The 24,880-nt window shown below is 68.5% G+C and carries 22 protein-coding genes and 1 tRNA gene; 8 read left to right on the forward strand and 15 right to left on the reverse strand.

The features are described from left to right. Window positions 1-68 precede the first annotated feature (68 nt). Window positions 69-2,405 (reverse strand): accessory Sec system translocase SecA2, encoded by a 2,337-nt coding sequence (secA2, locus tag ACT3SZ_RS15645; protein ID WP_444620191.1) that lies wholly within the window; start codon window positions 2,403-2,405, stop codon window positions 69-71. Window positions 2,406-2,519: 114 nt separating this feature from the next. Here secA2 and ACT3SZ_RS15650 point away from each other — a divergent pair, with 114 nt between their 5' ends. The 7 genes from ACT3SZ_RS15650 to ACT3SZ_RS15680 all read left to right on the forward strand — a co-directional run bounded on the left by ACT3SZ_RS15650 (window position 2,520) and on the right by ACT3SZ_RS15680 (window position 7,113). After that, window positions 2,520-3,329, forward strand: coding sequence for an alpha/beta hydrolase family protein (locus ACT3SZ_RS15650; protein WP_444620193.1), 810 nt, complete (start codon window positions 2,520-2,522; stop codon window positions 3,327-3,329). Window positions 3,330-3,356: 27 nt separating this feature from the next. Beyond that, a complete protein-coding gene (gene rraA, locus ACT3SZ_RS15655; RefSeq protein WP_444620195.1) occupies window positions 3,357-3,857 on the forward strand; it encodes a ribonuclease E activity regulator RraA in 501 nt (166 codons plus the stop codon). Between the two features lie 89 nt (window positions 3,858-3,946). After that, window positions 3,947-4,023, forward strand: a tRNA-Pro gene (locus ACT3SZ_RS15660). A 67-nt stretch (window positions 4,024-4,090) separates the two neighbouring features. Then, the gene (locus ACT3SZ_RS15665) at window positions 4,091-4,273 is read left to right on the forward strand and encodes a PspC domain-containing protein (protein ID WP_301443601.1); all 183 of its coding nucleotides are present in this window, start codon (window positions 4,091-4,093) and stop codon (window positions 4,271-4,273) included. An 83-nt stretch (window positions 4,274-4,356) separates the two neighbouring features. Then, on the forward strand, window positions 4,357-5,079 hold the full coding sequence (locus tag ACT3SZ_RS15670; protein WP_444620197.1) for a superoxide dismutase family protein: 723 nt from the start codon (window positions 4,357-4,359) through the stop codon (window positions 5,077-5,079). Between the two features lie 70 nt (window positions 5,080-5,149). Then, on the forward strand, window positions 5,150-6,193 hold the full coding sequence (locus ACT3SZ_RS15675) for an ABC transporter substrate-binding protein (RefSeq protein ID WP_444620199.1): 1,044 nt from the start codon (window positions 5,150-5,152) through the stop codon (window positions 6,191-6,193). Beyond that, window positions 6,190-7,113, forward strand: coding sequence for a siderophore-interacting protein (locus tag ACT3SZ_RS15680; RefSeq protein WP_444620201.1), 924 nt, complete (start codon window positions 6,190-6,192; stop codon window positions 7,111-7,113). The genes ACT3SZ_RS15675 and ACT3SZ_RS15680 overlap by 4 nt, the downstream gene beginning before the upstream one ends. Here the strand turns inward: ACT3SZ_RS15680 and ACT3SZ_RS15685 are convergent. The 6 genes from ACT3SZ_RS15685 to ACT3SZ_RS15710 form a co-directional block, all read right to left on the reverse strand. Continuing rightward, complete coding sequence (locus ACT3SZ_RS15685; RefSeq protein WP_444620203.1) at window positions 7,055-7,822, reverse strand: AraC family transcriptional regulator; 768 nt, start codon at window positions 7,820-7,822, stop codon at window positions 7,055-7,057. The two genes, ACT3SZ_RS15680 and ACT3SZ_RS15685, sit on opposite strands and share 59 nt — an antisense overlap. After that, complete coding sequence (locus ACT3SZ_RS15690) at window positions 7,822-9,624, reverse strand: ABC transporter ATP-binding protein (RefSeq protein ID WP_444620205.1); 1,803 nt, start codon at window positions 9,622-9,624, stop codon at window positions 7,822-7,824. Before ACT3SZ_RS15690 ends, ACT3SZ_RS15685 begins: the two co-directional genes overlap by 1 nt. Beyond that, window positions 9,621-11,360: an ABC transporter transmembrane domain-containing protein gene (locus tag ACT3SZ_RS15695; RefSeq protein ID WP_444620207.1), complete on the reverse strand. Its 1,740-nt coding sequence runs from the start codon at window positions 11,358-11,360 to the stop codon at window positions 9,621-9,623. Before ACT3SZ_RS15695 ends, ACT3SZ_RS15690 begins: the two co-directional genes overlap by 4 nt. Window positions 11,361-11,374: 14 nt before the next feature. Further along, window positions 11,375-11,998 carry a DUF4395 domain-containing protein gene (locus ACT3SZ_RS15700; protein WP_444620209.1) on the reverse strand — a complete coding sequence of 208 codons (624 nt, stop codon included), beginning with the start codon at window positions 11,996-11,998 and terminating at the stop codon, window positions 11,375-11,377. Window positions 11,999-12,086: 88 nt separating this feature from the next. Next, entirely contained in the window at window positions 12,087-14,456 is a 2,370-nt protein-coding gene (gene der, locus ACT3SZ_RS15705; RefSeq protein WP_444620211.1) for a bifunctional cytidylate kinase/GTPase Der, read from the reverse strand. A 44-nt stretch (window positions 14,457-14,500) separates the two neighbouring features. After that, entirely contained in the window at window positions 14,501-15,415 is a 915-nt protein-coding gene (locus tag ACT3SZ_RS15710) for a pseudouridine synthase (RefSeq protein ID WP_444620213.1), read from the reverse strand. Window positions 15,416-15,642: 227 nt separating this feature from the next. Here ACT3SZ_RS15710 and ACT3SZ_RS15715 point away from each other — a divergent pair, with 227 nt between their 5' ends. After that, window positions 15,643-16,926, forward strand: a complete 1,284-nt coding sequence (locus ACT3SZ_RS15715; RefSeq protein ID WP_444620215.1) for an HNH endonuclease signature motif containing protein — start codon at window positions 15,643-15,645, stop codon at window positions 16,924-16,926. Between the two features lie 73 nt (window positions 16,927-16,999). On the opposite strand, the gene scpB is transcribed toward ACT3SZ_RS15715, so the two are convergent. The 8 genes from scpB to steA all read right to left on the reverse strand — a co-directional run bounded on the left by scpB (window position 17,000) and on the right by steA (window position 24,851). Beyond that, complete coding sequence (gene scpB / locus ACT3SZ_RS15720; RefSeq protein ID WP_444620217.1) at window positions 17,000-17,548, reverse strand: SMC-Scp complex subunit ScpB; 549 nt, start codon at window positions 17,546-17,548, stop codon at window positions 17,000-17,002. A gap of 24 nt (window positions 17,549-17,572) precedes the next feature. Continuing rightward, window positions 17,573-18,391 (reverse strand): segregation and condensation protein A, encoded by an 819-nt coding sequence (locus ACT3SZ_RS15725; protein WP_444620219.1) that lies wholly within the window; start codon window positions 18,389-18,391, stop codon window positions 17,573-17,575. A gap of 2 nt (window positions 18,392-18,393) precedes the next feature. Continuing rightward, window positions 18,394-19,260 (reverse strand): ParA family protein, encoded by an 867-nt coding sequence (locus tag ACT3SZ_RS15730; protein WP_444620221.1) that lies wholly within the window; start codon window positions 19,258-19,260, stop codon window positions 18,394-18,396. 101 nt (window positions 19,261-19,361) lie between these two features. Next, entirely contained in the window at window positions 19,362-20,321 is a 960-nt protein-coding gene (locus ACT3SZ_RS15735; RefSeq protein ID WP_444620223.1) for a site-specific tyrosine recombinase XerD, read from the reverse strand. Continuing rightward, window positions 20,311-20,982 (reverse strand): NUDIX domain-containing protein, encoded by a 672-nt coding sequence (locus ACT3SZ_RS15740; protein WP_444620225.1) that lies wholly within the window; start codon window positions 20,980-20,982, stop codon window positions 20,311-20,313. The genes ACT3SZ_RS15735 and ACT3SZ_RS15740 overlap by 11 nt, the downstream gene beginning before the upstream one ends. A gap of 33 nt (window positions 20,983-21,015) precedes the next feature. Then, complete coding sequence (locus tag ACT3SZ_RS15745) at window positions 21,016-22,677, reverse strand: CTP synthase (RefSeq protein ID WP_444620227.1); 1,662 nt, start codon at window positions 22,675-22,677, stop codon at window positions 21,016-21,018. 81 nt (window positions 22,678-22,758) lie between these two features. Next, window positions 22,759-23,673 carry a copper transporter gene (locus ACT3SZ_RS15750; protein ID WP_444620229.1) on the reverse strand — a complete coding sequence of 305 codons (915 nt, stop codon included), beginning with the start codon at window positions 23,671-23,673 and terminating at the stop codon, window positions 22,759-22,761. After that, window positions 23,673-24,851: a putative cytokinetic ring protein SteA gene (gene steA / locus ACT3SZ_RS15755; RefSeq protein ID WP_444620231.1), complete on the reverse strand. Its 1,179-nt coding sequence runs from the start codon at window positions 24,849-24,851 to the stop codon at window positions 23,673-23,675. The genes ACT3SZ_RS15750 and steA overlap by 1 nt, the downstream gene beginning before the upstream one ends. Between the last annotated feature and the right edge of the window lie 29 nt (window positions 24,852-24,880).

Raw genomic sequence — 24,880 nt, forward strand, 5'->3', positions numbered from 1 at the left:
CCGGGTACCCCCACCGTGCGGCGGGGTCGTGCGGCTATCCGGAAGCCTACCGGAATCCGGACGGATACCTACCGGAACATCGCCGCGATCGAGCCGACCACGCTGCCTCCGGTGCTGGACAACGGGTTGTCGTTGACCATGTAGGTCCACGTCGCACTCGGCTTGTGCAGTCCCTGACCGGCCAGGTCCACCCCCTCAGAGGTGATCTCGACCTCGCTGAAGGTCTCCCTCGCCTTGGCGACTGCGCGCTCGGCGAGTTCGCCGAAGGCAGCGATAGACATCCGGTGGAACTCGTCGATCGGGCTCTCGCGGGCGATGGCCCGCAGGTGGATCGACTCACGGATGTCGTCCAGGTAGGCCAGGTGGTCACTCCACTCCACGTCGAGGTGGTAGAGCATGATCTCTCGGGCTGCCTGTTCCAGGACCTCCTCGGGGATGCCCTCGGCTTGCAGGTGTCCGGCCTTCTCGACATCGTGGTAGCTGAGGTCCTGCCAGGCGGTGTCGGTGTCGAGCACCTTGGCACGCCGGTCGTCGACGATCTCGCGCTGGTCGTTGATCAGCTTGTTGTACTTCCACGTCGTGGCATGGATGTCGAGCATCTGCCCCTCGGCCACACGCTGGCAGTGGTCGATGAACTGCAGCACCTTACGCTGCTCCAGGCGTCCGTCCTCGCCGGGCTCGGCGCGCAGCTCCTCACCGGCACCGCCGGTGTTGACCACGTCGTCCTCCAGGGAGACGAAGAATACCGAGGACCCGGGGTCACCCTGCCTTCCGGCGCGGCCACGCAGCTGGTTGTCCAGACGCTGGGAGCGGAACCGTCCGATCCCGACGACGTGTAGGCCGCCGAGCTCCACGACGTGGTCGTGGTCCTCCCCCTCGGTTCCGCCGAGCCGGATGTCAGTGCCGCGCCCAGCCATCTGCGTCGACACGGTCACGTGCCCGGCGCGTCCTGCCTCGGCGATGATGCCGGCCTCGGCCTCGTGGTTCTTGGCGTTGAGCACGCGGCACTGCACACCATGCTCGGCCAGCGCCTCCGCCACCCGCTCGGACTCGGCGATGTCCTGGGTTCCCACGAGCACGGGCTGACCAGTGCCCTGGACCTCCACGATGTGGTCCACCGCGGCGGCATCGCGCTGATCCTCGGTGGTGTAGACACGGTCAGCCTCGTCGAAACGACGGTTCGGCAGGTTGGGGTCGATGACACTGACGGACAGCTCGTAGAACTGGCGCAGCTGATCGCTGGCGGCCACCGCAGTACCGGTCATGCCGCACTTACGCGGGTAGAGCCCGAGCAACGCCTGCACCGTGATCTGGTCAAGGATGCGCCCGCCGTCGGTGACCTGCAGGCCCTCCTTGGCCTCCACCGCGGCCTGCAGGCCGTCCGGCCACCGCTGCAGTTCGGCGACGCGGCCACGCGAGCCGTCGATGAGGGCGACCTTGCCGTCGCGCACGATGTAGTGCACGTCGCGGGTCAGCAGGTGCTGGGCATGCAGCGCCACGTTGACCTGCGACAGCAGGGTGCCGGCGTCTGCACCGTCCGCACTGTCCCCAGCGTCCTCACCGGCACCGTACAGGGACTCGATCTCGAGGCCCTTCTCCACGAACCGTGCACCGGAATCGCTGAGGAACACATTGCGGCGATCCCCGGAGACCGTGAAGTGCCGGTTCTCCTCCATGCGGCGCACCAGGTCGGTGATCTGCCCGGTCGGGGCGGGCCCAGGCTCGGAACCGGCGAGCACCAGCGGCACCAGTGCCTCGTCGACCATCACCGAGTCCGCCTCATCGATAACCGCGACATCGGCTGGAGTACGCACCGCGTCGACCCGGCGAGTGATCAACTGATCACGCAGCACATCGAAGCCCATCTCGTTGACTGCGCCGAAGACCACGTCACGGGAGTAGATGTCGCGGCGCTCGTCGGCCCCGTGCTCCTCCTCGATCGCACCGTGGGTCAGGCCGAAGAAGTCGAGCAGCGGCCCCATCCACTGCTCATCGCGGCCGGCGAGGAAGGAGTTCACGGTGATCAGGTGCACCTTGCGCCCCTGCAGGCCGTAGCCCACCGCGGTCATCGCGCCGGTGAGGGTCTTGCCCTCACCGGTGGCCATCTCCACCACGTCGCCGACCAGCATGCGCAGGGTGCCTTGCAGCTGGACGTCGAACGGCCGCATGCCGATCGTGCGCTCGGCACCCTCCCGCATCGCCGCGAGCAGCAGGGGTGCATCGTCCACCGAGGGGGTGTCGCCGGCGGTCACGCAGGACCGGGCGATCTCCACGACCTCGGCGTCGGTGGCACCGGAGAGCCGCTCCGCGGCCTTCGTCGATTCGGACACGATGGTCTTCGACTTCTTCTGGTTCGCCGTCGCCGACGAACCCATGGCCTTCCAGAACCAGCCGAATCCGGCCATCCTCGCCTCCGCTTACTGCATGTCTCGAAAAGGTCGTGCATCGCACGCTGTCCGTTGCAAGGATAGTCGCCACCCACCCGTGCGGCACACCACCGGGGCACTACTGTGGGCCGGGTGACTTCAAGAAGCGTGACCTCCGTCGACGTCGAGTTCCGCGGTGCCGACGTGGCAGGACGCCCCGTCCCCGTGATCACCGGCACCGTGGACCTGCCCGGCGACGCGCGCGGGCTGTCCCCGCAGGAGTTCCGCGAGGCTGGCGTCCCGGTCGCCCTGTTCGCTCACTGTTTCACCTGCAACCGTAAGGTCCCTGCGGCCTTCCGCGTGTCGAAGACACTGGCCCGGGCCGGGATCGCCTGCCTGCGCTTCGACTTCCCGGACCTCATGTTCAGCTCGAATGTCGCTGACCTGCAGGCCGCCGCGGAGTGGTTGGACGCTCGCCTCGCCGCGCCGTCCTTACTGGTCGGCCACTCCCTCGGCGGGGCCGCCGCCCTGCACGCCGCCGGGAGCATCCCGTCGCTGTCCGCGGTCGCGACGATCGGCGCGCCGTTTCGTCCGGCGTCCGCCGCACGCTCCCTGCAGGACGCCTGCGCCGCGATGCGTCCCCACGAAGTGCGCACCGTCCGCCTCGCCGGACGCGACGTGGCCGTCTCCCACGACTTCCTCGCCGACCTGGCGGACGCCTCCGCGCAGGACGCCGCGGCCGCCGCGGTGGCCGGCGTCGGCGCGCCGCTGCTCGTCCTGCACTCACCGACCGACCAGACCGTGCCGGTGTCCGAGGCGTCCCGCATCTTTGACGCTGCCCGGTGGCCGAAGTCGATGATCAGCCTGCAGGACACCGACCACTTGCTCACCGTGCGTGGCTCGGCCCAACGCGCCGGGGAGACGATCGCCACATGGGCGGCCCCGCATATCGGGCGTGCGTGACGGCGCCACACGATAGGCTGAGCCACCATGAACAACATCACATTCATCCACACCGCCGACCTCGTCGACATCATCGGTGCCGACGTGCGTAGCTGCGATACCCAGTTCCGTGACCTCGGCGGACACACCGACTTCTGCGGTCCAGTCACCACCGTGCGCTGCTTCCAGGACAACGGACTGGTCAAGAAGATCCTGCAGGAGGACAACCCCGGCGGCGTACTCGTCGTCGACGGCGACGCCTCGGTGCACACCGCGCTGATGGGCGACATGATCGCCGAGTTCGGCGTGGAGCACGGCTGGGCCGGGGTCATCATCAACGGCGCGATCCGCGACTCCGCCGCAGTCGGCGGCATGGAGTTCGGCTGCAAGGCCCTGGGCACCAACCCCCGCAAGTCCGCCAAGGACGGTGCCGGCGAGCGCGACGTGGTCGTCAGCTTCGGTGGGGTGGACTTCACCCCGGGCCACATCGCCTACGCCGACGCCGACGGTGTGGTCGTCACCGATGCCCCGATCGACCCGCCGGCGTAGAACGAGGCCTCCCCGACCCCCGCCGAGCAGGCGATTGGCGAAGTCGAATCCCGGTGTTGTAACCTATGCGAGGTCCAGAGATGGACCGGCGGACTGTGGCGCAGTTTGGTAGCGCACTACACTGGGGGTGTAGGGGTCGCAGGTTCAAATCCTGTCAGTCCGACCACTTTCCCACCCTTCACGGGGTGGGATTTTTTCATGTCCGGGGTGCCTACGGGGAGTAACCTGGCGGCATGGCCAAACTTCAGCGTTCACGCAACCACCGGGTCGTAGCAGGGGTCTGCGGCGGGATCGCGGACTGGCTCGGCTGGTCGCCGAACACCGTGCGTCTCTTATTCGTGCTGTCCTTCATCTTCCCCGGACCGCAGGCGATCTTCTACTTCGTCGCCTGGATCTTCATGCCTGCACAACGCTGAAGGACTTCTGACAGCTCAGATGAGTGCCGGTAAAGTTGCGTGACAGAACGTTCCTTCCGAATCCACCACACCGAGAGGACGCCATGTTCACCCGCACCACCCGCACCACAGCCCCGACCGCGCCAGCCCTCCCGCCTGCGCGCCGACGCCGGGGTCTGCGCCTTGCGGCAGTCAGCGTCACCGGGCTCCTGGCCCTGTCCGCTTGCAGCACGGACGAGACCACACAGGACACCACGGAGAACACCGCCGACTCGGCCGATTCCACCGGCTCAGAAAGCGCCACCGATACCGGCACGTCGGACGCACTCGCCACAGCGTCGGTCGCCAACGCCGACGGCGAGGAGGTCGGCACCGCCGAGATCTCCGAGGCCGACGGTGCCTCCGAGCTTTCCGTCGACGTCTCCGGGCTGGAGCCGGGCATGTACGGCATGCACCTGCACGCCGTCGGTGTCTGCGAGCCCGATAGCGCCGCCCCCGACGCCGATGAAGACGATCCGGAGACCGGTGACTTCCTCTCCGCCGGCGGCCACCTGGGTGCCGACGGCCATGATCACCCCGACCACGGCGGCGATCTGCCCGCCCTGCTGGTCAATGAGGACGGTTCGGGGTCGATGACGGTCACCACCGACCGGATCGAGGAGTCGGAGCTCCTCGACGATGACGGCTCGGCGATCATCGTCCACGAGGACGCCGACAACTACGGCAACGTGCCGGAGCGCTACGCCCCGGACGGCCCCGACGAGGACACGTTGTCGACCGGGGACGCCGGCGGCCGCCAGGCCTGCGGTGTCTTCGAGGCTGCATGACACCTCACCGCCCACTGTTGACAGCTCAGCGCGCTGACCACAAAGGTGAGGCATTGCTAATCTTCCGAGCATGACCATCACGAGAACCACCGACCCCAGCCGCCCCAGCTGCCCTACCCGGCGCGGCCGCCGCGGCACGACGCGCCTGCTCGCCACCCTGTTCGCCGCCGGAGTCGCCGGGGCCGTCCTCACGGCCTGCGGCAGCGACGGCGACAGCAACGGAGACACAGACGGCTCCGCGGCGTCCGGCGAGACCCGCACCGTCGACACCTTGCGCGGCGAGGTGGAGGTCCCGGCCGACCCGCAGAATGTCGTTGCCGTCGACTGGCAGTTACCGCCCGTGCTGGTCGACCTGGGCATCACCCCCACCGGGATCTACGAGGGCTACTACGAGCAGGACGCCGCGGCGGCGCGTGCGGTGCCCGAACGCTACGTCGACGCCCTCGCCGATTCCACCCGCATCGGCAACTGGGACTCCATCGACGTGGAGACCATCAGCTCCCTGGAGCCCGATCTCATCGTCACCACCGGTGTCGGTTTGGACGACGCCCAGATCGACCGACTCGCCGACATCGCTCCCCTCGCCCACTTCAGCAGTGAGGACGATGTGGAGTCCCAACGTCAGCTCACCGACATCGTCAACCGCTCCGAAGAGTTCGACGAGTTGGAGCAGGCCTTCGCCGACAAGGCAGAGACCGTCGCCGAGGAGCACGCCGAGGTACTGTCCAGCTCCTCGTGGGCCTCGGTCAGCGGCAGCCAGGACAACACCTGGTTCGCCGAGGGCGGCCAGACGGCCACGGGCAGTCTGCTGCGCGCGGTCGGTGCCGAGTTCAGCGATGTCGTCGACCCCGATGGCTGGTGGGGCGACCCGCTGTCGTTGGAGAACCTCAACCTGCTCGACGATGCCACCGTCATCCTCTACCCGGCCCAACCGTCCGGCGAGGCCACAGAGAACACCCGCCCTCTGCTGGAGAACACCCGTTTCCAGGCATTGCCGGCGGTGGAGGCGGACAACCTGTTCGGCTTCACCCAGGGCGGGGCGTCCAATATCGGCTGGGCAATCGACGCCCTCGACGAGATCGACGACATCCTCTCCCAGGTCAGCGCCACGTGACCGGACGCCACCACCGCTCGCGGGTCCTGGACAAGCAGTGGGTGACCCCGCGCATGGTGCGGCTCACCCTGGACTGCGGTGCGGACTTCGTGCCCACCGGCACCGACAGCCACGTGGCCGTCTACTTCTACCCGCCCGAGGCCCGGGTACCGGTGGAGTTCACCGCCGAGAACCTCACCGACCTGCACCGGTTCGCCTCGCCGCAGGTCCGGCGCTACACGGTGCGCAATGTGCGCGACAGGACGGACACCGGTACCGGTCCCGCCACGATCGACCTCGACGTCGTCGTCCACGAGCCGGCCGGCCTCGCCTCCGGGTGGGCCCGCGACGCGGTCGTCGGAGACGAGGTGCTGTGGTGGGGCCCGACCGAGGCCTGGCACCTGCCCGAGCAAACACGCGAGCTGGTGCTCGTCGCCGACGAGACGGGCCTGCCTGCGGTGGCGGAGATCCTGGCCGTCTGCCCGGACGAGGTACGTACCCACGTTGTCGCCCTGGTCGACGATGAGCGGGACGAGCCCTACCTCGCCCCCGGACAGTCGCAACAGACACAGCTGACCTGGATCCACCGGGGCCCGGCCGACGGCGTCGTCCCGGAAGAGTTCACTTGTGCCCTCGATACCCTTCTCACCACCGTGACCGCGCAGGCGACGGGGCCAGTGGCCCTGTGGGCGGGCGTGGAGTTCGCCGAGGCCGGTACGCTGCGCCGCCATTTCGCCGACCTGGAGAGGAGCCACTCCCACGTGACGTCCTACTGGATCCACGGCCAGGCGCAGGACGCTCGCCCCGACGCCCGCAATCGCCAGCGCAATCTCGCCAACCGGGCCGAACACCCCGACGAGGCCGCAGCGCATCTCACCGATCTCACCCAGCGAAGTAGTTCGCCGGGGTCGTACCGAAGTGACGGCGGAAGGCACTCGTGAACCCGTTGGTGCTGGAGTAACCCATCCGCGCGGCCACCGACGCCACCGGCACCCGGTCGGCCAGCAACGGCAACGAGCGGTACAGGCGAACCTGCGCGCGCCACGCCGAGAACGTCATCCCCGTATCGGCGAGGAAGGCGCGCTGGATCGTGCGCTCGCTGGAGTGCAGCCGGTGGGCCCATTCGTCCAGGGCGTGCGGCGCGCCAGGATCCTCCAACACCGCCGAGGCCACCGAACGTGCCCGCGGATCGTCCGGCATCGGTAGGTCGACGCCCACCGCGTCGGCCGGGGCGAGCACGCTGAGCAGGGTGGCTCGAGCGTGGCGTGCGGCTGTGTCGTCCAGGTCGTCTCTGGCGAGGTGACGCACCAGTTCCCCGGCCAGCGGGCCCATCCTCAGCACGGTCAGCCCCTCCCAGGCGACCTCGCACTCCTCCTCCCATAGGTAGGCGCAGAAGAGCTCGGTGCCGGCGGTGGTGCGCACGTCATGGACTTCCTCGGCGGGAATCCACAGCGCCTGCGACGGTGCCAGGATCCAGCGGCGTTCGCCACCGGCACCGACGAATACGGCGATCTGCCCGCGGTCGGCCCACACAATCTGGGCCTTGAGGTGACTGTGCGGCCCGAACACCAGGTCACCGGCCGGGTCATCCTCGCCGCCGAAGTGCTCCACCCAGATGCACTCGGCGTCACGCAGCCCGTACTCCGACATCAGGACGCACCCCGCCCAATCCACGCCGCCCACAATTCGGCATAACGTCCACCGGCACCGACGAGTTCGTCGTGGGTGCCGGACTCCACCACCCGTCCGTGTTCCATGACCATCACCCGGTCGGCCAGGCGCGCCTGCGACAGCCGGTGGGCGATCACCAGCGCTCCCCTGCCCCGGATCACCGCGGCGGAGGCGTCCTCCAACTCTTTGGAGTTCGCCGACCCCGCCTCGGCGGTGGCCTCGTCGAGCACCACGTAGGACGGGTCGAGCAACTGCAGTCGCACCAGCGCCAGGTGCTGCTCCTGGTGGGTACTCAACCGGTGGCCCGCCTCGCCAACCTCGGTGAGCAGTCCGTCCGGCAGGTCGTGGACCCAACCCGCGCCAGTGGCCTGCAGGGCAGCTTCGACCCGCTCGCCTGCATCCTCCCTAGCCTCTTCCCCGCTGACACCCAGCGTGATGTTCTGCAGCACGGTACCGGCGAAGATGTGACTGTGCTGGGAGGCCAGGCACACCCGCGGGCGCAGGTCGGTAGGCGCCAGAGCGCCAAGGTCCACCCCGTTCAGAGTCGCCCGCCCATCCTGCACGGGCAGCACTCCGGCGAGCAGGCGTGCGACGGTGGTCTTGCCCGCACCCGTCGAGCCGACGAGAGCGACGGACTCGCCCGGCGCGACCGAAACGTCGACATCGGTGAGCACCCGGTGCGTCCCGTCGAAGCTGTGCCCGACGCCGGCCAGGCACAGCCCCGTAGCGTCCTGCGCGGTGCCGTCCTCATCCGTCGCCTGCCCGGCCGTCCGCACCGGCGCCTGGGTCACCCCCGCCAGCCGACGCAGCGCAACGCCCGCCTCCTGCACGGTGTCGAAGGTCTGGAACACGGTGGCCACCGGGTCGAAGAGCCGGTGGTAGAGCAGAGCGGCGGCCGTCACCGCGCCGACAGTCGTCCACCCGGCGTCGACCACGACGAACCCGACGATGAGTACGGCGGCAGTGGCCACGAACTCGGCGCGGTTATTGCGCGCGAAGAAGCGGGTGAGCATGCGCCACACCGTGTTCTCCACCCGGCGCGAGTCATCGGACGCCGCGTCGAGCCGAGCGGTCTCCTGCGCGCCCCAGCCTTGGGCGGTGAGCGTCTCCCGGCCATTGGCCGCGTCGAGGAAAGCGGCGGTGCGCCGCCCCAGGATCTCGCGTTCCTCCAGGTAGAGCGGCCCACTGCGCGGCAGGTACCAGCGCAGCGCCATCACATAGAGCGGGATGCCCACCAGTCCGGCGAGCCCGAGCGTCCAGTGCAGGGCGAAGAGGCCAGGCACGGAGACGACCAGGAGTGTCGCCGCCGACAGCACCGTGGGCAGTACGTCGGCCACGGCAGTGGAGATCAACCGCGAGTCGTCGCTGACCCGGGACACCAGCTCCCCCACGCCGGCCTCCTCCAGCACACCGGCCTCCAGGTCGAGCGCGTGGTTGACGGCGTCCTCGCGCAGCGCACCGACGGTGGGCTGGGCGACGCGAGCAAACAACACCATGCCCAGCCACACCAACGCGGCGTTGAGCACGATCGAGAACCCCATGAGCCCCAGGGGCAGGACCACGTCCGCCACCGAAGCCTCCGCGGCCGACAGCCGGTCGACCATCCACCCGACCATCAGCGGCGGCACCACCGCGCAGGCGCTGGACGCCAGGGCGACCAGCAACGCCAACCCCACGAGCCACCGACGCGGGCGCAACCGTGCCCACAGGAAACGCCAGGACGTACGGGCGTCGGCAGTGGGAAGTGCAGTAGGAAGTGCAGTGGGAAGTGCGGCGCTCATCGGGTCACCACCTCCAGATAACCGGCGTCGGCACACAGTTCCCGGTGGCCCGCCACACTCACCGAACCATCGCGCACGAACATCACGGTATCGGCGACGGCCAGCAGGCTCGGCGCGGTGGTAACGATCACCGCCGTGCCCTGGTCACCGCCGCTGCGTAGGTCGCGCAACCCCTCGGCAATCCTGGCTTCGGTCACCGAATCCACCGCCGTGGTGGGGTCCACCAACACCCGGGCCAGGGCCCCTCCGTGCAGCGCGCGGGCCAGGGCAATGCGCTGACACTGCCCACCGGACAGATTCGAGCCCTCCCCATCGACCCGGTGGTCCAGGCCATCGGCGAACAAGTCGACCAACTCGTCGACGCCGCTGGCGCGCAGGACGTCCTGCGACACAGCGTCCCCCTCGCCACCAGTGATATTGCTGCGTACCGTGCCCCGGAACAGGTGGGCCTCGTGTGGAGAGACGCGCAGCACGCCCGGCAGCGCCGCGGGGTCAACGCCCGCGACGTCCTGCCCGTCAAGCAGTAACCGGCCGCCGGCGGCGGACGCCAGAGCGTCCAGCACACCACGACGCGCCTGCGGCGAGGCGCACACCAGCGCCGTCAGCGCGCCGGGCGCGCAGTGCAGCGGCTCCCCGTCGCGAGGTAGGACGGTCAGGGCGGCATCAGCGTCGCCGGCCCTGCCGCTACCGCCGCCGCTGGCGTCCTGCCGGGCATCCGGTGCGTCCACCCCATCGGCGAAGTCGGCGATGCGCGCCGCCGACGCCGATGACCGGGTATAGGACTCCACGACGTGCACGATGATGCCCAAGGGGGTGGCCAGGAACGAGGACACGCCGAGCACGCCGACCATCGTGCCCACGGTCATCGCCCCGTCGGCCACCCGGACGGCGCTGAAGACCGCGGCGACGAGGAGCACCACACCGGTCAGCAGCACCTGGGCGCCCTGGACGCGTCCCGACGCGGCGGCGGAGTCGACCCCGGCGGAGGCCGCGACCCGACTGCGCCGGGCGTACCAGCCAGCCACCGTGGACTCACCGCCGATGCCGCGCAGCACCTCCACCCCACGCAGAATGTCCGCGGCCGACGCCCCCGCCGCGGCGATACCGCTCTGCTGACTGTGGGTCGTCGCCGACAATCGCGGCAACAACCACCGCAGGGCGAACAGGGACAACGGGGACACCAGGACCACCGCAACCCCGACCCACAGGTCCGCCCACAGCAGGTAGCCGGCGGAGACCAGCAGGCCGAGCACAGCTGAACCGCCCATGGCAATCTGCATGATCACATTGCTGGCGTTGTCGCTGTCGGCCGCCGAGAGGGCCGCGACCTCGCCGGCCGGACGCTGCGAGCGGTGCGCCTCGTCGGTGCCGGTACGCGCAGGTTCCTGCGCAGGTGCCGGCGCAGGCGCGAGGGCGGCGGCGGTGACCCGGCAGCGCAGCAGGTGCTTCTGCCGGTTCATCGCATAGGTGCCGACCCGTGAACCCCACATGAAGCCGAAGCTGAGCATGGCAAAGCAGGCGGCCAGCACCACCAGCCACAGCACTAAGGCAGACAGGTCGGACGGCCCGACGGCCTCATCGACGGTCGCGCCGATCACCGCCGGGACCAGCGCCTCGCCCACCGACCAGCCGGTCAGCAGGGCCGCAGCACCGAGGATCGGGCCGCGTTCCTGCCGGATGACCGTGGTCAGCAGGGGCCGTCCGGAATGTCGCCTCTGTTGGGTGTCAGTATCCACCCCGACATTCTATGTCAGCGACGCGCCGGGACCGCACAGTCGGCACGGACGTCGTCATGCACCACTCCCCACCCCTGCAGGCGAGCGAAGAGCAGACAGCCCAGACAGATCCCCAGGAAACCCTCCAGCGCCGCGGCGACGACGAGCAGCAGGAGCACCACGTCCGACGCCCCGGTCACCCCCGCGACGCGTAGGCCGAGCGCGGCCGCGGAGAACACCAGGCCGATCATCTGGGCGAACCGCTTCGGCGCCCCGCCGACCATCACCGGCTCCCCGAAGACCCGCGGGGCCAACCACCGCACACTCAGCTGTCCGAAGGGGTCGAAACGGGGTCCGGCGAGGACCCGGAGGACGAATCCTGCCAGGAGCAGCGAGCCGGCCACCACCGCGGCGACGTCCAACCCCACCCGCGACAAGACCACGGTGACCAGCGCCAGGGCGACCACGAGCATCGCCGTGGTCCGCGCCGCGCGGTCGTTGACCACCGGCGGGAACCACCACAACGAGCGGACCCCGCCGGGCGGCTGCGCAGATGGCGCATTCGGCGCACTCGACGCAGACGCCGCAGCGTCCTGCCCGGCGATGAAGCCGGGGCGCTGGCGTCCCAGGCGGGTCAGTTCGGAGAGTTCCTCGTCCATGACTCCATGAAGTTACCCCCGTCGGTTCCCGGGAGCCAGGGTTGCGCTCACCGGGAAACCGCGTCCCCCTACTTCGTGCTACTTCTTGCTACTTCTTGCGGCCGCGCTTCTCGCGCACACGCACGGCGATGCGCACCGGCGAGCCCTCGAAACCGAAGGACTCACGCAGGCGACGCTCCAGGAACCGGCGGTAGCCGTGCTCCAGGAAACCGGTGGTGAACAGCACGATCACCGGCGGCTCGGAGGAAGCCTGGGTGGCGAACAGCACGCGCGGCAGGCGTCCGCCACGCATCGGCGGCGGGGTCTGCGCGATCACCGCACGCAGCCAGGTGTTCAGCTGGCCGGTCGGGATACGCAGGTCCCAGCTCTCCAGCGCCTCGATCATGGCCGGCTCGAGACGCTGCAGCGCCCGACCGGTGCGCGCGGAGATGTTCACCCGACGCGCCCAGGGCACGTGAGCGAGCTGCTGGTCGATCTCTCGCTCCAGCTCGTCGCGACGCTCCTCATCGACGAGGTCCCACTTGTTGTAGGCCACGACGAGGGCACGCCCGGAGTCCAGGATCATGCGCAGTACGCGCTGGTCCTGCTCGGCAATCGGCTCGGAGGCGTCGACCAGGAAGATCGCGACCTCGGAGGAGTCGATCGCCGCGCGGGTGCGCAGTGAGGCGTAGAACTCATGGCCGCGGGCGGTCTTGGTCTTCTTGCGGATCCCGGCGGTGTCGACGAAGCGCCAGGCGCGTTCGTTGAGCTCCACGACCGAGTCCACCGGGTCCACGGTGGTGCCGGCGACGTTGTCGACGACCGAGCGCTCCTCGCCGGTGATCTTGTTCAGCAGCGAGGACTTGCCCACGTTCGGGCGTCCGACCAGGGCCACACGCCGCGGCCCGGAGATCACCGCGGTTTGGCGCGGGGTCTCCGGGAAACTGGCGAGCACCTGGTCGAGCACGTCGGCGGCACCGCGGCCGTGCTGTGCAGAAACCGGGAAGGGGTTGTCCAGGCCCAGCGCCCAGAACTCGGCCATGTCACCGTACTGCGAGTCAGAATCGAACTTATTCGACACCAGCACCACCGGGATCTCAGAGCGCTGCAGGCGGCGAGCAATAATCTCATCGGTGGCGGTGATGCCGACCTTGGTGTCCACCACGAAGACGATGACGTCCGCGGTGGCCATGGCGGTCTCCGCCTGGCGGGCAATGGCCCCATGGATGCCCTTGGCATCCGGGTCCCAGCCGCCGGTGTCCTGCACCCAGAAACGTCGGCCGTTCCAGTCGCCCAGGTAGGAGATGCGGTCGCGGGTCACGCCGGGGAAGTCCTCCACAACGGCCTCACGACGCCCGATGAACCGGTTGACCAGCGTGGACTTGCCCACGTTGGGACGGCCCACCACGGCGACGGTGCACAGCGCCTCCTGCTCGGCACGGTCGTCGCCCAGCACACCGAAGGCCTCCTCGACGGCGGACCAGTCGGTATCCTCGGCATCGGCGCTGAGCAGGTCGAAGTCGGCGAACTCGGAGTCGTCGAACTCGGGCTCGGCAAAGTCGGAGTCGTCAAAGTCGTTGTCGCCGAAGTCCTTGTCGTCGAGATCCTCGGTGTCCTCGAAGACATCCTCGCCGGACACAGCAGCCTCGTCGATCACGGAGTCGTCGGTCGCACCGATGACCTCGCCTTCGGCGGTCCGGAAGACGAGATCCTCGCCCCCGTCGGACGCCTCGGTGACGGCCAGGTCCGCGGGACGCGCGGCGGACTCCGCCGCCAGGCGGGTCAGCTCGGCGAGCACAGCTTCAACGTCCATGTCGCCGGTGTCGAGCACGGTGGCGTCGTCGGCAGGACGCAGCGGCGAGACCGCGCGCGACGAGTCCGCGGCGTCCCGACGCTCGACGTCGGCGAGCACCGCGTCGTAGTCGGCGTCCCGTCCGGCGGCGACGTCCTGCACATACCGGCGCCGTGCGCGCACCTCGGCGCTGGCGGTCATGAAGACCTTGCAGGACGCATCGGGGAACACCGCGGTGCCGATGTCACGGCCCTCGACGACGCAGCGTCCGGCGCGCAGGGCCAGGGACCGCTGCAGTGCCACGAGGTTCTCCCGGACCTCCGGGATCGCCGAAACGGCGGACACGTGCGCGGTGACCTCGGTTCCCCGGATCTCCCCGGAGACGTCCTCGCCGTCCAGGAGCACTTCCGTGGCCGAGGGGTCCTCGTTGACCAGCAGAGGCAGATCGGCGGTGGCGGCGACGACCGCCTCCGTGTTCTCCGGGTCGATGCCGGCGCGCAGGACATGCAGCGTCGCCACACGGTACATCGCACCGGTGTCCAGGTAGCGGGCATTCGCGGCACGCGCCAGCAGGCGGCTGACGGTCGACTTGCCCGTGCCGGACGGGCCATCCACCGCGACGATGAATCCCCCGCCGGCAATGTTGTCGACAGTGCTCAGGTCGGTGACGTCGGTCGTGTCAGTCACGTCGTTCCTCTCGTTGTTCCGTCCGTCGTTCATCGCATTGTCCATCACAGCTGCACCGCGTTGTAGAGGCTCGTCAGCTCGGCACGGTTCAGTGCGCGCAGGGTGCCGGGCTTCTGCTCGCCGAGCTGCACGGTGTGGACCTTGGTGCGCACCAGGGCCTGGACCGGGAACCCGGCCTCCTTGAGCATGCGACGCACGATGTGCTTGCGGCCCTCGTGGATTTCGAGCTTGATCAGGGACTTTCCCTGCCAGACGTCGATGATCTGTACGTAGTCGGCGCGGGCGATGCCGTCCTCCAGGTCGATACCGTTCTTGAGCTGGTGGATCAGGCGACGGTCAGCCTCACCCAGCACGGTGGCCAGGTAGGTCTTCGAGACCTCGTAGCGCGGGTGCATCAGTCGGTTGGCGAGCTCCCCGTCGTTGGTGACGAGCAGCAGCCCCTCGGTGGCGGCGTCGAGACGACCCACGTGGAAGAGACGCTGACCGGCGGCGACACGCTCGCCGACGAGGTCTCCGACGCAGGGGCGTCCCATGTCGTCGCTCATGGTGGACTGGAAACCGCGCGGCTTGTTCAGCGCGTAGGTCACCAGGTTCTCGTCGACGAGCACACGGGTGCCGTCAACGCGGATGACGTCCTTGTCCGGATTCACCCGGATACCCTGCTGGGTCACGGTCGTGCCGTTGACGTCGACGCGTCCGGCGTCGATGAGCTTCTCGCTCATCCGGCGGGAGGCCACGCCGGCGGCGGCGAGAACTTTCTGCAGGCGGACGGACTTGTTCTCTGCGTCGTTCTTCGAGCCGCCCTTGGAGGAACCGCCGGCGTTCTTGCCGGACTCCGGGGGCTTGCGGTCGGGGACGTGCTGCTTACGGGCCGGGCGGGCGTTGGACACGTACAGGTCGGCCGGGGCCTTGCCTGGTTCCTGTTCCGGTGTGCCGTCTCGGCGAGCGGGGGTGTTCACGAAAAGTCCTCATCAATCAGTCGAGGGTGTTCAGTTATGTCAGCTGACCAGTGTAACTCCTCGTCGGGACATCGGTTAGTCGACGGCGCAGGTGACTCTCCGGGCTAGGTTTCCCGGTACTCATGACAATACACAATTCTCCACTTATTCGAACATGTGGTTGACCATGTCCGTGGCATGAAGTACACTTCCGTCAAGGAAGCCAACTACAGGGGGACGCTGGCACCATGACCACCGACAACACCACACCCGCCATGAGCATGGACGAGATCCAACGCCACCTCAACCTCGGCGAAATCGTCCTCATCGCTCACCTACGCGACATTGCCGACACCGAACGCCTCGCCACCGCCCGCGCACTACGCGCCCGCACCCGCGCCGATGCCGTACGCTTCGCACACGCAGGCGAACTCGCCGCACGCAACGCCGCACTCTTCGCCACCGTCGTGACCTGCAACGTCGTCACCGCCGATCACCTCAACATGATCTGGTCACGCATCCACCGCCACCTGGCCACCGTGCCGACCTGCGAGCACGATGAACTCCTGGCCCGTCTGGACGCGGTGGTGCACGCCAGCATCACCGACTGGATGTGCACCGCAGACAACCCCGTCGCCCTTACCGTGCTGCGCGACCGTGTCGACGCGGCAATCCTGGATGCCGAACCAGACCTCGCCGACGACACCGCCGATGCCGAAGACGACACCGCCACACTCACCCGCCGCGGCACCAAACTCATCCTCGCCGCCGGCAACCGAGTCACCCTCACCGCCATTGACAACAACCTCGACAAGAAAGCCGACGTCCTACTCGCCGACGCCCGCCGCCACCAGGAGCGCATCCCCGAAGACGAGCGCACTCCATTGCCGACCCGCTCACAACTCAAAGCCCAGGTGCTCCTGGAGCAACTCGGCGACAACCCGCAGACCATGGACATCCACGTCCACCTCTACCGCGCCACCCTCGACGGGGTGCGCGGCCTGGGTGCCGGCTATGTCGCCGGGGTGGGGTGGATCAACCCCGCCACCGCCGAGCGTTTCGAAGGTGCCTGCGAGCCGAACAACATCACCGAGATCCCGACCGACCCGCAGGACTACCCCGAATCACAGGGCTACCCGTTCCTCGCCGGGCACAAGACCTTCCTCGAGGGCCGCGACGCGACCTGCCGCTTCCCCAACTGCGACGTACCCGCCGCCCTGTGCGACAACGACCATATCGTCAACTCTCCCCACACCGACCCGGACAGTGACGGGGCCACGCACCCGAGCAATGGGCAGAAACTATGCCGCCCACACCACCGGCTGAAAACTTCCGGGGCGTGGACATGTTCCACCACCGACGATGGGTTCACCATCGAATGGGAAGGCCCCGGCGGGGCGCGCTACACCACCCACGCGACCGGTCCGTTGGCCCAGGCCTATGAACCGGACGCGCCCCTCACCTTCGACGATCCGGACGACGACGCCGAAGACCCCGAGGACACCGACGACACCGAGGCCCCTCCCGACTAGCCCCCACCCCTACCTACACGTCAGCCCCCGCACCGTCCCAGGTGCAGGGGCCAGACGTGCGGGGCCAGGCGCCTTAGTCGAGGGCGTCGATGGCATCCACGTCCGGCAACAGCGGTGCCAGATTCGGCAGCGCCTCAAGAGACTCGATACCCAACTGCTCCAGGAACAGGTCCGTGGTGGCGTACAGGTGCGCGCCGCCGACCTCCCCGGTCACACCGACCTCCGCGATCAACCCTCGCAGAGCCAATGTGCGCATCACCCCGTCACAGTTGACCCCGCGCACGCCGGCCACCTGCGACCGGGTAACCGGCTGCCGGTAGGCCACGACTGCCAGGGTCTCCAAGGCCGCCCGGGAGAGTCGCTGTTGCGAACCGTCGAGGATCTTCGCCTCCACCGTCGACGAGTTCTCCCGTCGCGTATACAGCCGCCACAGTCCATCGCGCTCACGGAGTTCGAAACCCATCCCCCGGTCCGAGAACTCCGTGGTGATCTCCTGCAATGCCTCGGTCACCGATTGCTCGGAGGTCTCCAGCACCCGGGCGAAGTCGACGGCCGAGGTCGGCTCGTCGGAGACAAGCAGCAGCGACTCCAAACGGCTACGAACGACACTCACCGGTTCCATGTCCAGCATCCTCTCAACGTTGATTCAGTCCCAGTTACTTGCCGCGACCACGGCAGGGTCCACGTCCAGCCCCGTCCACGCCACGGTCATCTCCTCAAGCGGTTCGGGCTGTTCGATACCCACCGCGCGGGCCTTATAGAGCTCCAGCAGGGCGAGGAACCGTCCGACAACCTTCATCGACACCTCGCAGTCAGAGATCAGGGTACTGAAACTGACCCAGGTCTCCGCACCAGCGACCCGCAAAGTCGACAGGATGTGCCCGGCCTGCTCCGGGACGGACACCTCCTGGGCGTGCAGGTGCCCGGTGGAAACCTCGGTCGGGGTCGGACGGAAAACCGCCGCCGCCCGCTCGGCGAACTCCTCGGGTGTCAGCCCCAGCTCCACCGGCGGCATGAGGTCGGTGAAGTGCTCCTCCGGGGAGAGTTGGACCGGGTAGCTCCGGTCAGCGTCGCGCTGCCATTCGGCGAACAGTCCGGCCACCGACTTGTACGCCCGGTACTGCAACAAACGGGCGAACAGCAGGTCGCGGGACTCCAGCAGGGCCAGGTCCTCCTCATTCTCAACCTCCCCGCGCGGGACCAACCGGGCAGCTTTGAGGTCCAGCAGCGTGGCGGCGACGACGAGGAACTCGGTCACCTCGTCCAGATCGTCGACACTGCCGGTCAACGAGCGGGTGTAGGAGATGAACTCGTCGGTGACCGTCGCCAGGGCGACCTCGGTCACGTCCATCTTGCGGGAGTGAATCAGCTGCAGCAGCAGGTCGAAAGGCCCGTCAAAGTTGGCCAGAGCGACCCGAAACCCGGTGAGCTCCGGTTGCTCGACCTGCTCCGGAGCCTCGCTCACCCTCAGGTCCTTTCGACGACCTCGGCCGCGAGGTCAAGGTACTGGTGGGCACCGTCGGAGGACGGGGCCCAGGAGGTGATCGGCTCCCCTGCCACCGAAGTCTCCGGGAAGCGCACGGTCCGGGTAATCACGGTGTCGAAGACCTTGTCGCCGAAGACCTCGACGACACGCTCCATGACCTCACGGGAGTGGTTGGTACGCCGGTCGAACATGGTCACCAGGATGCCAGTGACCTCGAGCCGGAAGTTCAGGCGGTCGCGGACCTTCTCCACGGTGTCGGTGAGCAGCGCCAGGCCGCGCAGCGAGAAGTACTCGCACTCCATCGGGATGATCACGCTGTCGGCACAGCTCAGCGCGTTAACGGTGAGCAGTCCGAGCGACGGCTGGCAGTCCACGATCACGTAGTCGTAGTCGTTCATCACCGGATGCAGAGCACGTGCCAGGGCCTGTTCGCGGCCGACCTCGTTGACGAGCTGGATCTCCGCGGCGGACAGGTCGATGTTCGCCGGGACCACGTCCAGGCCCTCCACCGGGCTGGAGTGCAGCGCCTCGTGGATCGTGGCGGTGTTGTCCACCAGCAGGTTATAGATCGTCACGTCGAGCTCTTCGTGGTCGATGCCCAGCCCCGCCGAGAGCGCACCCTGCGGATCCAGATCGACGAGCAGGACGCGCCGCCCGTAGGACGCCAGCGCGGCACCCATGTTGATCGTCGACGTGGTCTTGCCCACGCCGCCCTTCTGGTTGCACATCGCGATGACGGTCGCCGGGCCGTGCCGGTCTAGCGCCGCGGGGCGCGGGATTTCGCGCAGCGGGCGTCCGGTGAGACCGACCTGGGGCTTGTCGAACAGGCCTTCTGATGAACGAGCCATCTCGTCAAGCTCCCTTCCTTGATTCGGTGTCGTTATCCCTCGGTGGTTCCGAGGGTGCCACATCACGCCACCACGATGAACAAATCACACGGTTCAGATTATCACGCACGCGGATGCGACTCCGCCCAGGATTCCCGTAGCAAGTCAGGGGTCACCTTCGTGTAGATCTGCGTAGTCGACACACTCGAGTGCCCGAGCAATTCCTGGACCACCCTCACGTCCGCCCCGCCGGTGAGCAGATGGGTGGCGAAACTATGCCGGAGACTGTGCGGCGAGATCTCTCCGAGGCCGGCACGCTCGGCAGCGCCGGAGATGATCTTGTACCCGGACTGCCTGGTCAGACGCCCACCGCGGGCGGTGAGCAAGAGGGCTGCGGCGTCCGCGCCGTGCCGGCTGCGTTGCGCCAATTGCGGACGCGCCCGGGTGAGGTAGGCGTCCAACGCCGACAGGGCCGGCCCACCAACCGGGAGAATACGATCTTTCCCGCCCTTGCCCCGCACGCGCACCAGACCGTCGTTGCGGTCGACGTCATCAAGGTCAAGGGCTGTGGCTTCACTGATACGTGCGCCGGTGGAGTACAACAGCTCGACCAGCGCCCGGTCGCGCAGATTCAGCGGTCCGGCGGCCTCGCCCTCCGGGCACGCCTCGATCAGCCGGAGCACCTGCCCGGTAGTCAACGCCTTCGGCAGATCCCTGCGCCCCGGTGCCAGGGGCACCTCGGCCACGACGTCCGGCAAACCAGTCTCAGCGGCGGTGAACCTGTGGAGCCCACGGACCGCGCTGAGCACCCGCGCAACCGAGGACTGTGCCAAGGCCCGCCCGCCCGTCGCGGCGCAACCGGTCCGCAGGTCGACGATGAAGCGTTCGATGTCCGCGGTAGCAACCGTCGTCATGTCCAGGCCCGCATCCGCCAGCCACCCGAGGTAGCGGTCGATGTCGCGACCATAGTTGTCGAGGGTGTTCGGACTGCGGCCTCGCTCGCTGCGCAGGTGCCGCATCCACGCGCGGACGCGACGCCGGTCGGCGTCGGCCGAAGCATCAGCCGCAGCGTCAGCGCACATGCTTCATGTCCGTCCCGGGCGTCAGTCCCCCCTGACGCCGTTCAGCCAGAGCGGAGTGGTGGTCGAAGGGTTCGGAGACGTCCCGGCGGGTGCCGGCATGCAGATGCAGCAGACCAGCGACGGCCGTGGCGTTTACGATCTCGCCGCGGCGGACCATGTCCACCGCCTCGTCCACCGGGGTCCAGCGGGAGGTCATATCCGCCTCCTCGCCGGTGGCTTCTTCCAGCTCCGCGGCATCCTCCGCGGTCAGCGGGTGAACGTCCTCGGCGAGAAAGATGCGACACATCTCCTCGCTGATCCCCGGTGACGCGATCACATCGCCAAGCAGGTGCCAACTCGCTGCCGACAGCCCCGCCTCCTCGGCGAGTTCACGACGCGCCGTACTCAGTGGATCCTCCCCCGCCATGTCCAACAGGCCCGCGGGCAACTCCCACAGGTAGCGGTCCACCGGGCGGCGGTACTGGCGCACCAGCATCACCTCGGGACGTCCGGGCTGCAACGAATCGGACGGGGAATCGCGCAGCGCCACGACGGCGGCAGCACCGAAGTGCTCGACGACCTCACGATCCGCCTCACCGGTGGCCGTGGTGATTCGGTCGCGACGCAGGGCCACGATGGGAGCGTCCACCAGGAGCTCGCTGGACAGTGTGCGGTACTCCACGAGGTCTCCTTTGGTTCCCCTGCGTCTCGCGTCCTACTTGCCCTGCTGCGCCACTGCGGCGCGCACCAGGCCGCTGAACAGCGGGTGCGGACGCGTCGGACGCGACTTGTACTCGGGGTGCGCCTGCGTGGCGACGAGGTAGGGGTGCACGGAGGTCGGGTACTCGACGAACTCGACGAGGGTGCCGTCCGGCGAGGTGCCGGAGAACACGAGGTCGGAGTTCTCCGCGATCTGCTCGCGGTAACGGTTGTTGACCTCGTAGCGGTGACGGTGACGCTCCGAGACCTCGGTCTCACCGTAGGCATCGGCCACCACGGAGCCGTCCTCCAGCACCGCGGGGTAGGCACCCAGTCGCATCGTTCCGCCCAGGTCGGCCTGACCGGAAACCGCGGCCTGCTGCTCGGCCATCGTGGAGATCACCGGTGAGGGGGTGTTCTCATCGAACTCGGTGGACGAGGCGTCCTCGATGCCGGCGTGACGCGCGGCTTCGATGACGGTGCACTGCAGGCCCAGGCAGATGCCCAGCATCGGCACCAGGTTCTCACGGCAGTGCGTGATCGCGCCGATCTTGCCCTCGATGCCGCGGATGCCGAAGCCGCCGGGCACGACCACCGCGTCGCAGCCCTTCAACGCGCTCGCCGCACCTTCCGGGGTGGCGCACTCGTCGGCGGCGACCCAGCGCACCTTCGCCTTGACCTGCTCGCCGAACGCGCCGGCGCGGATGGCCTCGGCGACGGAGAGGTAGGCGTCCGGCAGGTCGATGTACTTGCCGACCAGGCCCACGGTCACCTCGCCCTTCGGGGAGTGCACCCGGTCGAGCAGCCCGCCCCACACGGTCCAGTCCACGTCGCGGAACGGCAGGTTGAGCTTGCGGATGAGGAAGGAGTCGAGGTGCTCGCGGTAGAGCACCCGCGGGATGTCGTAGATCGAGGCGGCATCCGCGCAGGACACCACGCCCTCCTCGTCGACGTCGGTCATCAGGGCGATCTTCGACTTCAGGCCCTCCGGGACCTCACGGTCGCAGCGCAGGACGATGGAGTCCGGGATGATGCCGATGCTGCGCAGCTCCGCCACGGAGTGCTGGGTCGGCTTGGTCTTCAGCTCGCCCGAGGGTGCCAGGTAGGGCACCAGGGAGACGTGGATGAAGAAGATGTTCTCCCGGCCGACCTCGTGGCGCACCTGACGGGCGGCCTCGAGGAAGGGCTGGGACTCGATGTCGCCGACGGTGCCGCCGATCTCGGAGATCACCACGTCCGGACGGACCCCGTCGGCGTCCGGCAGCGCCTGGGCGAGGATGCGGGACTTGATCTCATCGGTGATGTGCGGGATGACCTGCACGGTCTTGCCGAGGAACTCGCCGCGACGCTCCTTGGCGATCACCGTGGAGTAGACCTTGCCGGTGGTGACGTTGGCGTTCTGGGTGAGGCTGCGATCCAGGAAGCGCTCGTAGTGGCCCAGGTCCAGGTCGGTCTCGGCCCCGTCGTCGGTGACGAAGACTTCACCGTGCTCGAAGGGGTTCATGGTGCCGGGATCAACGTTGAGGTACGGATCCAGCTTCTGCATCGTGACCTTCAGGCCACGGGCAACCAGCAGCTGCCCCAGGCTGGCGGCGGTCAGGCCCTTACCGAGCGACGAGACGACGCCGCCGGTGACAAAAATAAACTTGGTGTGCTGCTCGCTGCGGCCCTGAGACACATCGACTCCCGTGGTTGGAACTGATAAAACCTACGGGGCTTCAGCCTAACAGAGATCGGCCGCCACACCACTACTCCACCACTACTCCACCGTTGCGGAGGCGGCGTTGGACGCCGAGCCGTAGGCGCCGGCGTCGCCGTCGAGCTGTCCGGCGAGCGCGCGGACCACGGTGATGCGTCCGGCGGTGGTGGTCACATTGTCCACGGTGGAGACGTTTTCGGTGGCGTCGGAGTCGGCGCGAAGAAGCCCGACAGCCCCGTCGCGGGCGGCGGAACCGTGCTCGCCGGCGAGTACCGTGCCGCCGGTCGTGGCGTCCAGCGCGGTGGCCATGTCCGCGACGAACCGGGTCGAGTAGTTGCCGTCCCCATCGCCTTCGGAGGCCCCGCCGGTGACGACGACGACCGCGTCGGCCGAGGACAGGTCGTCCTGCCCGTCGGCGAAGAATCCGGCATTGCCGAGGGCGCCGAGGACCACCGCGCGATCGGATTCGCTGGCCGCGTCGCGTCCGGAACCCAATGTCTGCCCCAGCAGTTCACCGACGTGGTAGCCGGGGTCCAGGCGGTCCTCCGACAACGATGCCCCGGCCGGCAGGCTGCCTGCCGCCAGGGACTTGAGCTCATCGCCGGAATCCGGGGAGGTGAAGGACGCATCGAGCCGCAGCGTGCCGGCGTCCTCCCCGCCGGCCTCGCCGATGAGCGCGCGGACGTCGTCCACCGCCGCCTCGTCGGCGTCGGCGGTGGCGAGGACCAACACAGAGCGGTCAGCGAGATCATCGCCGACGGCATCGGCGGCGAGACCGGAGAGCACCTCGTCGGACGCATCGCCCTCGGCGGTCGCCAGGTCGGCGCGGTCAGACTCGGCGCTGAGTTCGGCGCGCGTCTCGGAGTCGGCGGCGGCCGGGCCGCCCTCCACGTTCGGCGCCAGGACGTAGAAGCCCAGGGCGGTACCTACCGCCACGCCGAGCGCGACGACTCCCGTCGTCTTCCCCGCGCCCATCAGAACAGGTCCTGGAAGCGCAGGGCGATGTTGTTCCACGTATCGACGAGGTTATCGGCGAAGTTGCCGGAGCCGCTGAAGCCGGCGATCAGCACGATGACCACCACCGCCAGAAGCACGCCGACGAGAGCCCACCACCAGCCACCGCCGCTCCGCGAGACCCGGTAGAGCTCGGCGACAGCCGAGGAGTCGACCAACCGGCCGCCGACGCGCAGACGCGACAGCATTGCCGAGGGCGTGTCCGGGGACTGCGCGGTGTCGAAGATACGGTCCAGGTCCAGCACCGGGCCCAGGGTCACGACCATCGACGCACCGTGGTAGTCGGCGAGCAGCAGCGCCAGGTCGGTGGAGTCCGAGGTCGCCGCCGGGAAGGTCATCGCGCCCACGCCCAGGTCCTGGATGCGCTCCAGGCCCGCGGCGTGGCCGTCCGGTTCGGCCGGCAGCACGATCGTGGCACCGCAGTTCAGCGCGTCATTGCTGATCAGCTCCGGATCGCCGACGATCACGCGTGGACGGTACCCGTGCTTGAGCAAGGTGTCCGCTGCCCCATCGACCGCCACGACCACGGGCTCGTACTCGCGGATGAAGTACCGCAAGGACTTCAGCTTCTCATCAATGTCCGGGTCCGGGCTGACGACCAGCACCTTGCGGTCGTCCATGTCCACGCCGACCTCGGGCACGCCCAGTCCGTCGATGAACAACGGTGCCTCGGTGCGGACGAACTCGGCGGTATTGCCGGTGAATGCCTCCATGTGGTCGGCGAGGGTCTCCCGCGCCTCGTCGAAGCGGGTCACCGCGGTGTCCTCGTCGAGGACCTCACCCTTGCCGATCGACCGGTCACCGTAGAGGATCTTGCCCTCGTGCAGCCGGCCCTTGCGACCGTTCTTCAGACGGTCGGTGAGCGTGGGGTCGGCGTTGTCGACCAGGACGATGCCGGCGTCCAGCATCATCTGCGGCCCGAAGTTCGGCACGTTGCCCGTGGAGAACGACGCGGTGTTGACCACCGCGGCGACCTTGGCATCGATGAACTTCTGGGCGAGCGCACGGCCGGTGTCGGGCTGGTCGACGATGACGATGTCGCCCTCGGACAACTTTCCGGTGACGCTCGTCCCGGTGCAGTCCCGGGTGTGGCCGTGGATGCCGGGGGTGTCAGTACGGGAGAAGATCATGGGGACCATTGTGACGGTTGCCCCCGCGCGTACGGGGT

This window comes from Corynebacterium sp. AOP40-9SA-29 (assembly GCF_052377405.1).
Lineage (GTDB): Bacteria > Actinomycetota > Actinomycetes > Mycobacteriales > Mycobacteriaceae > Corynebacterium.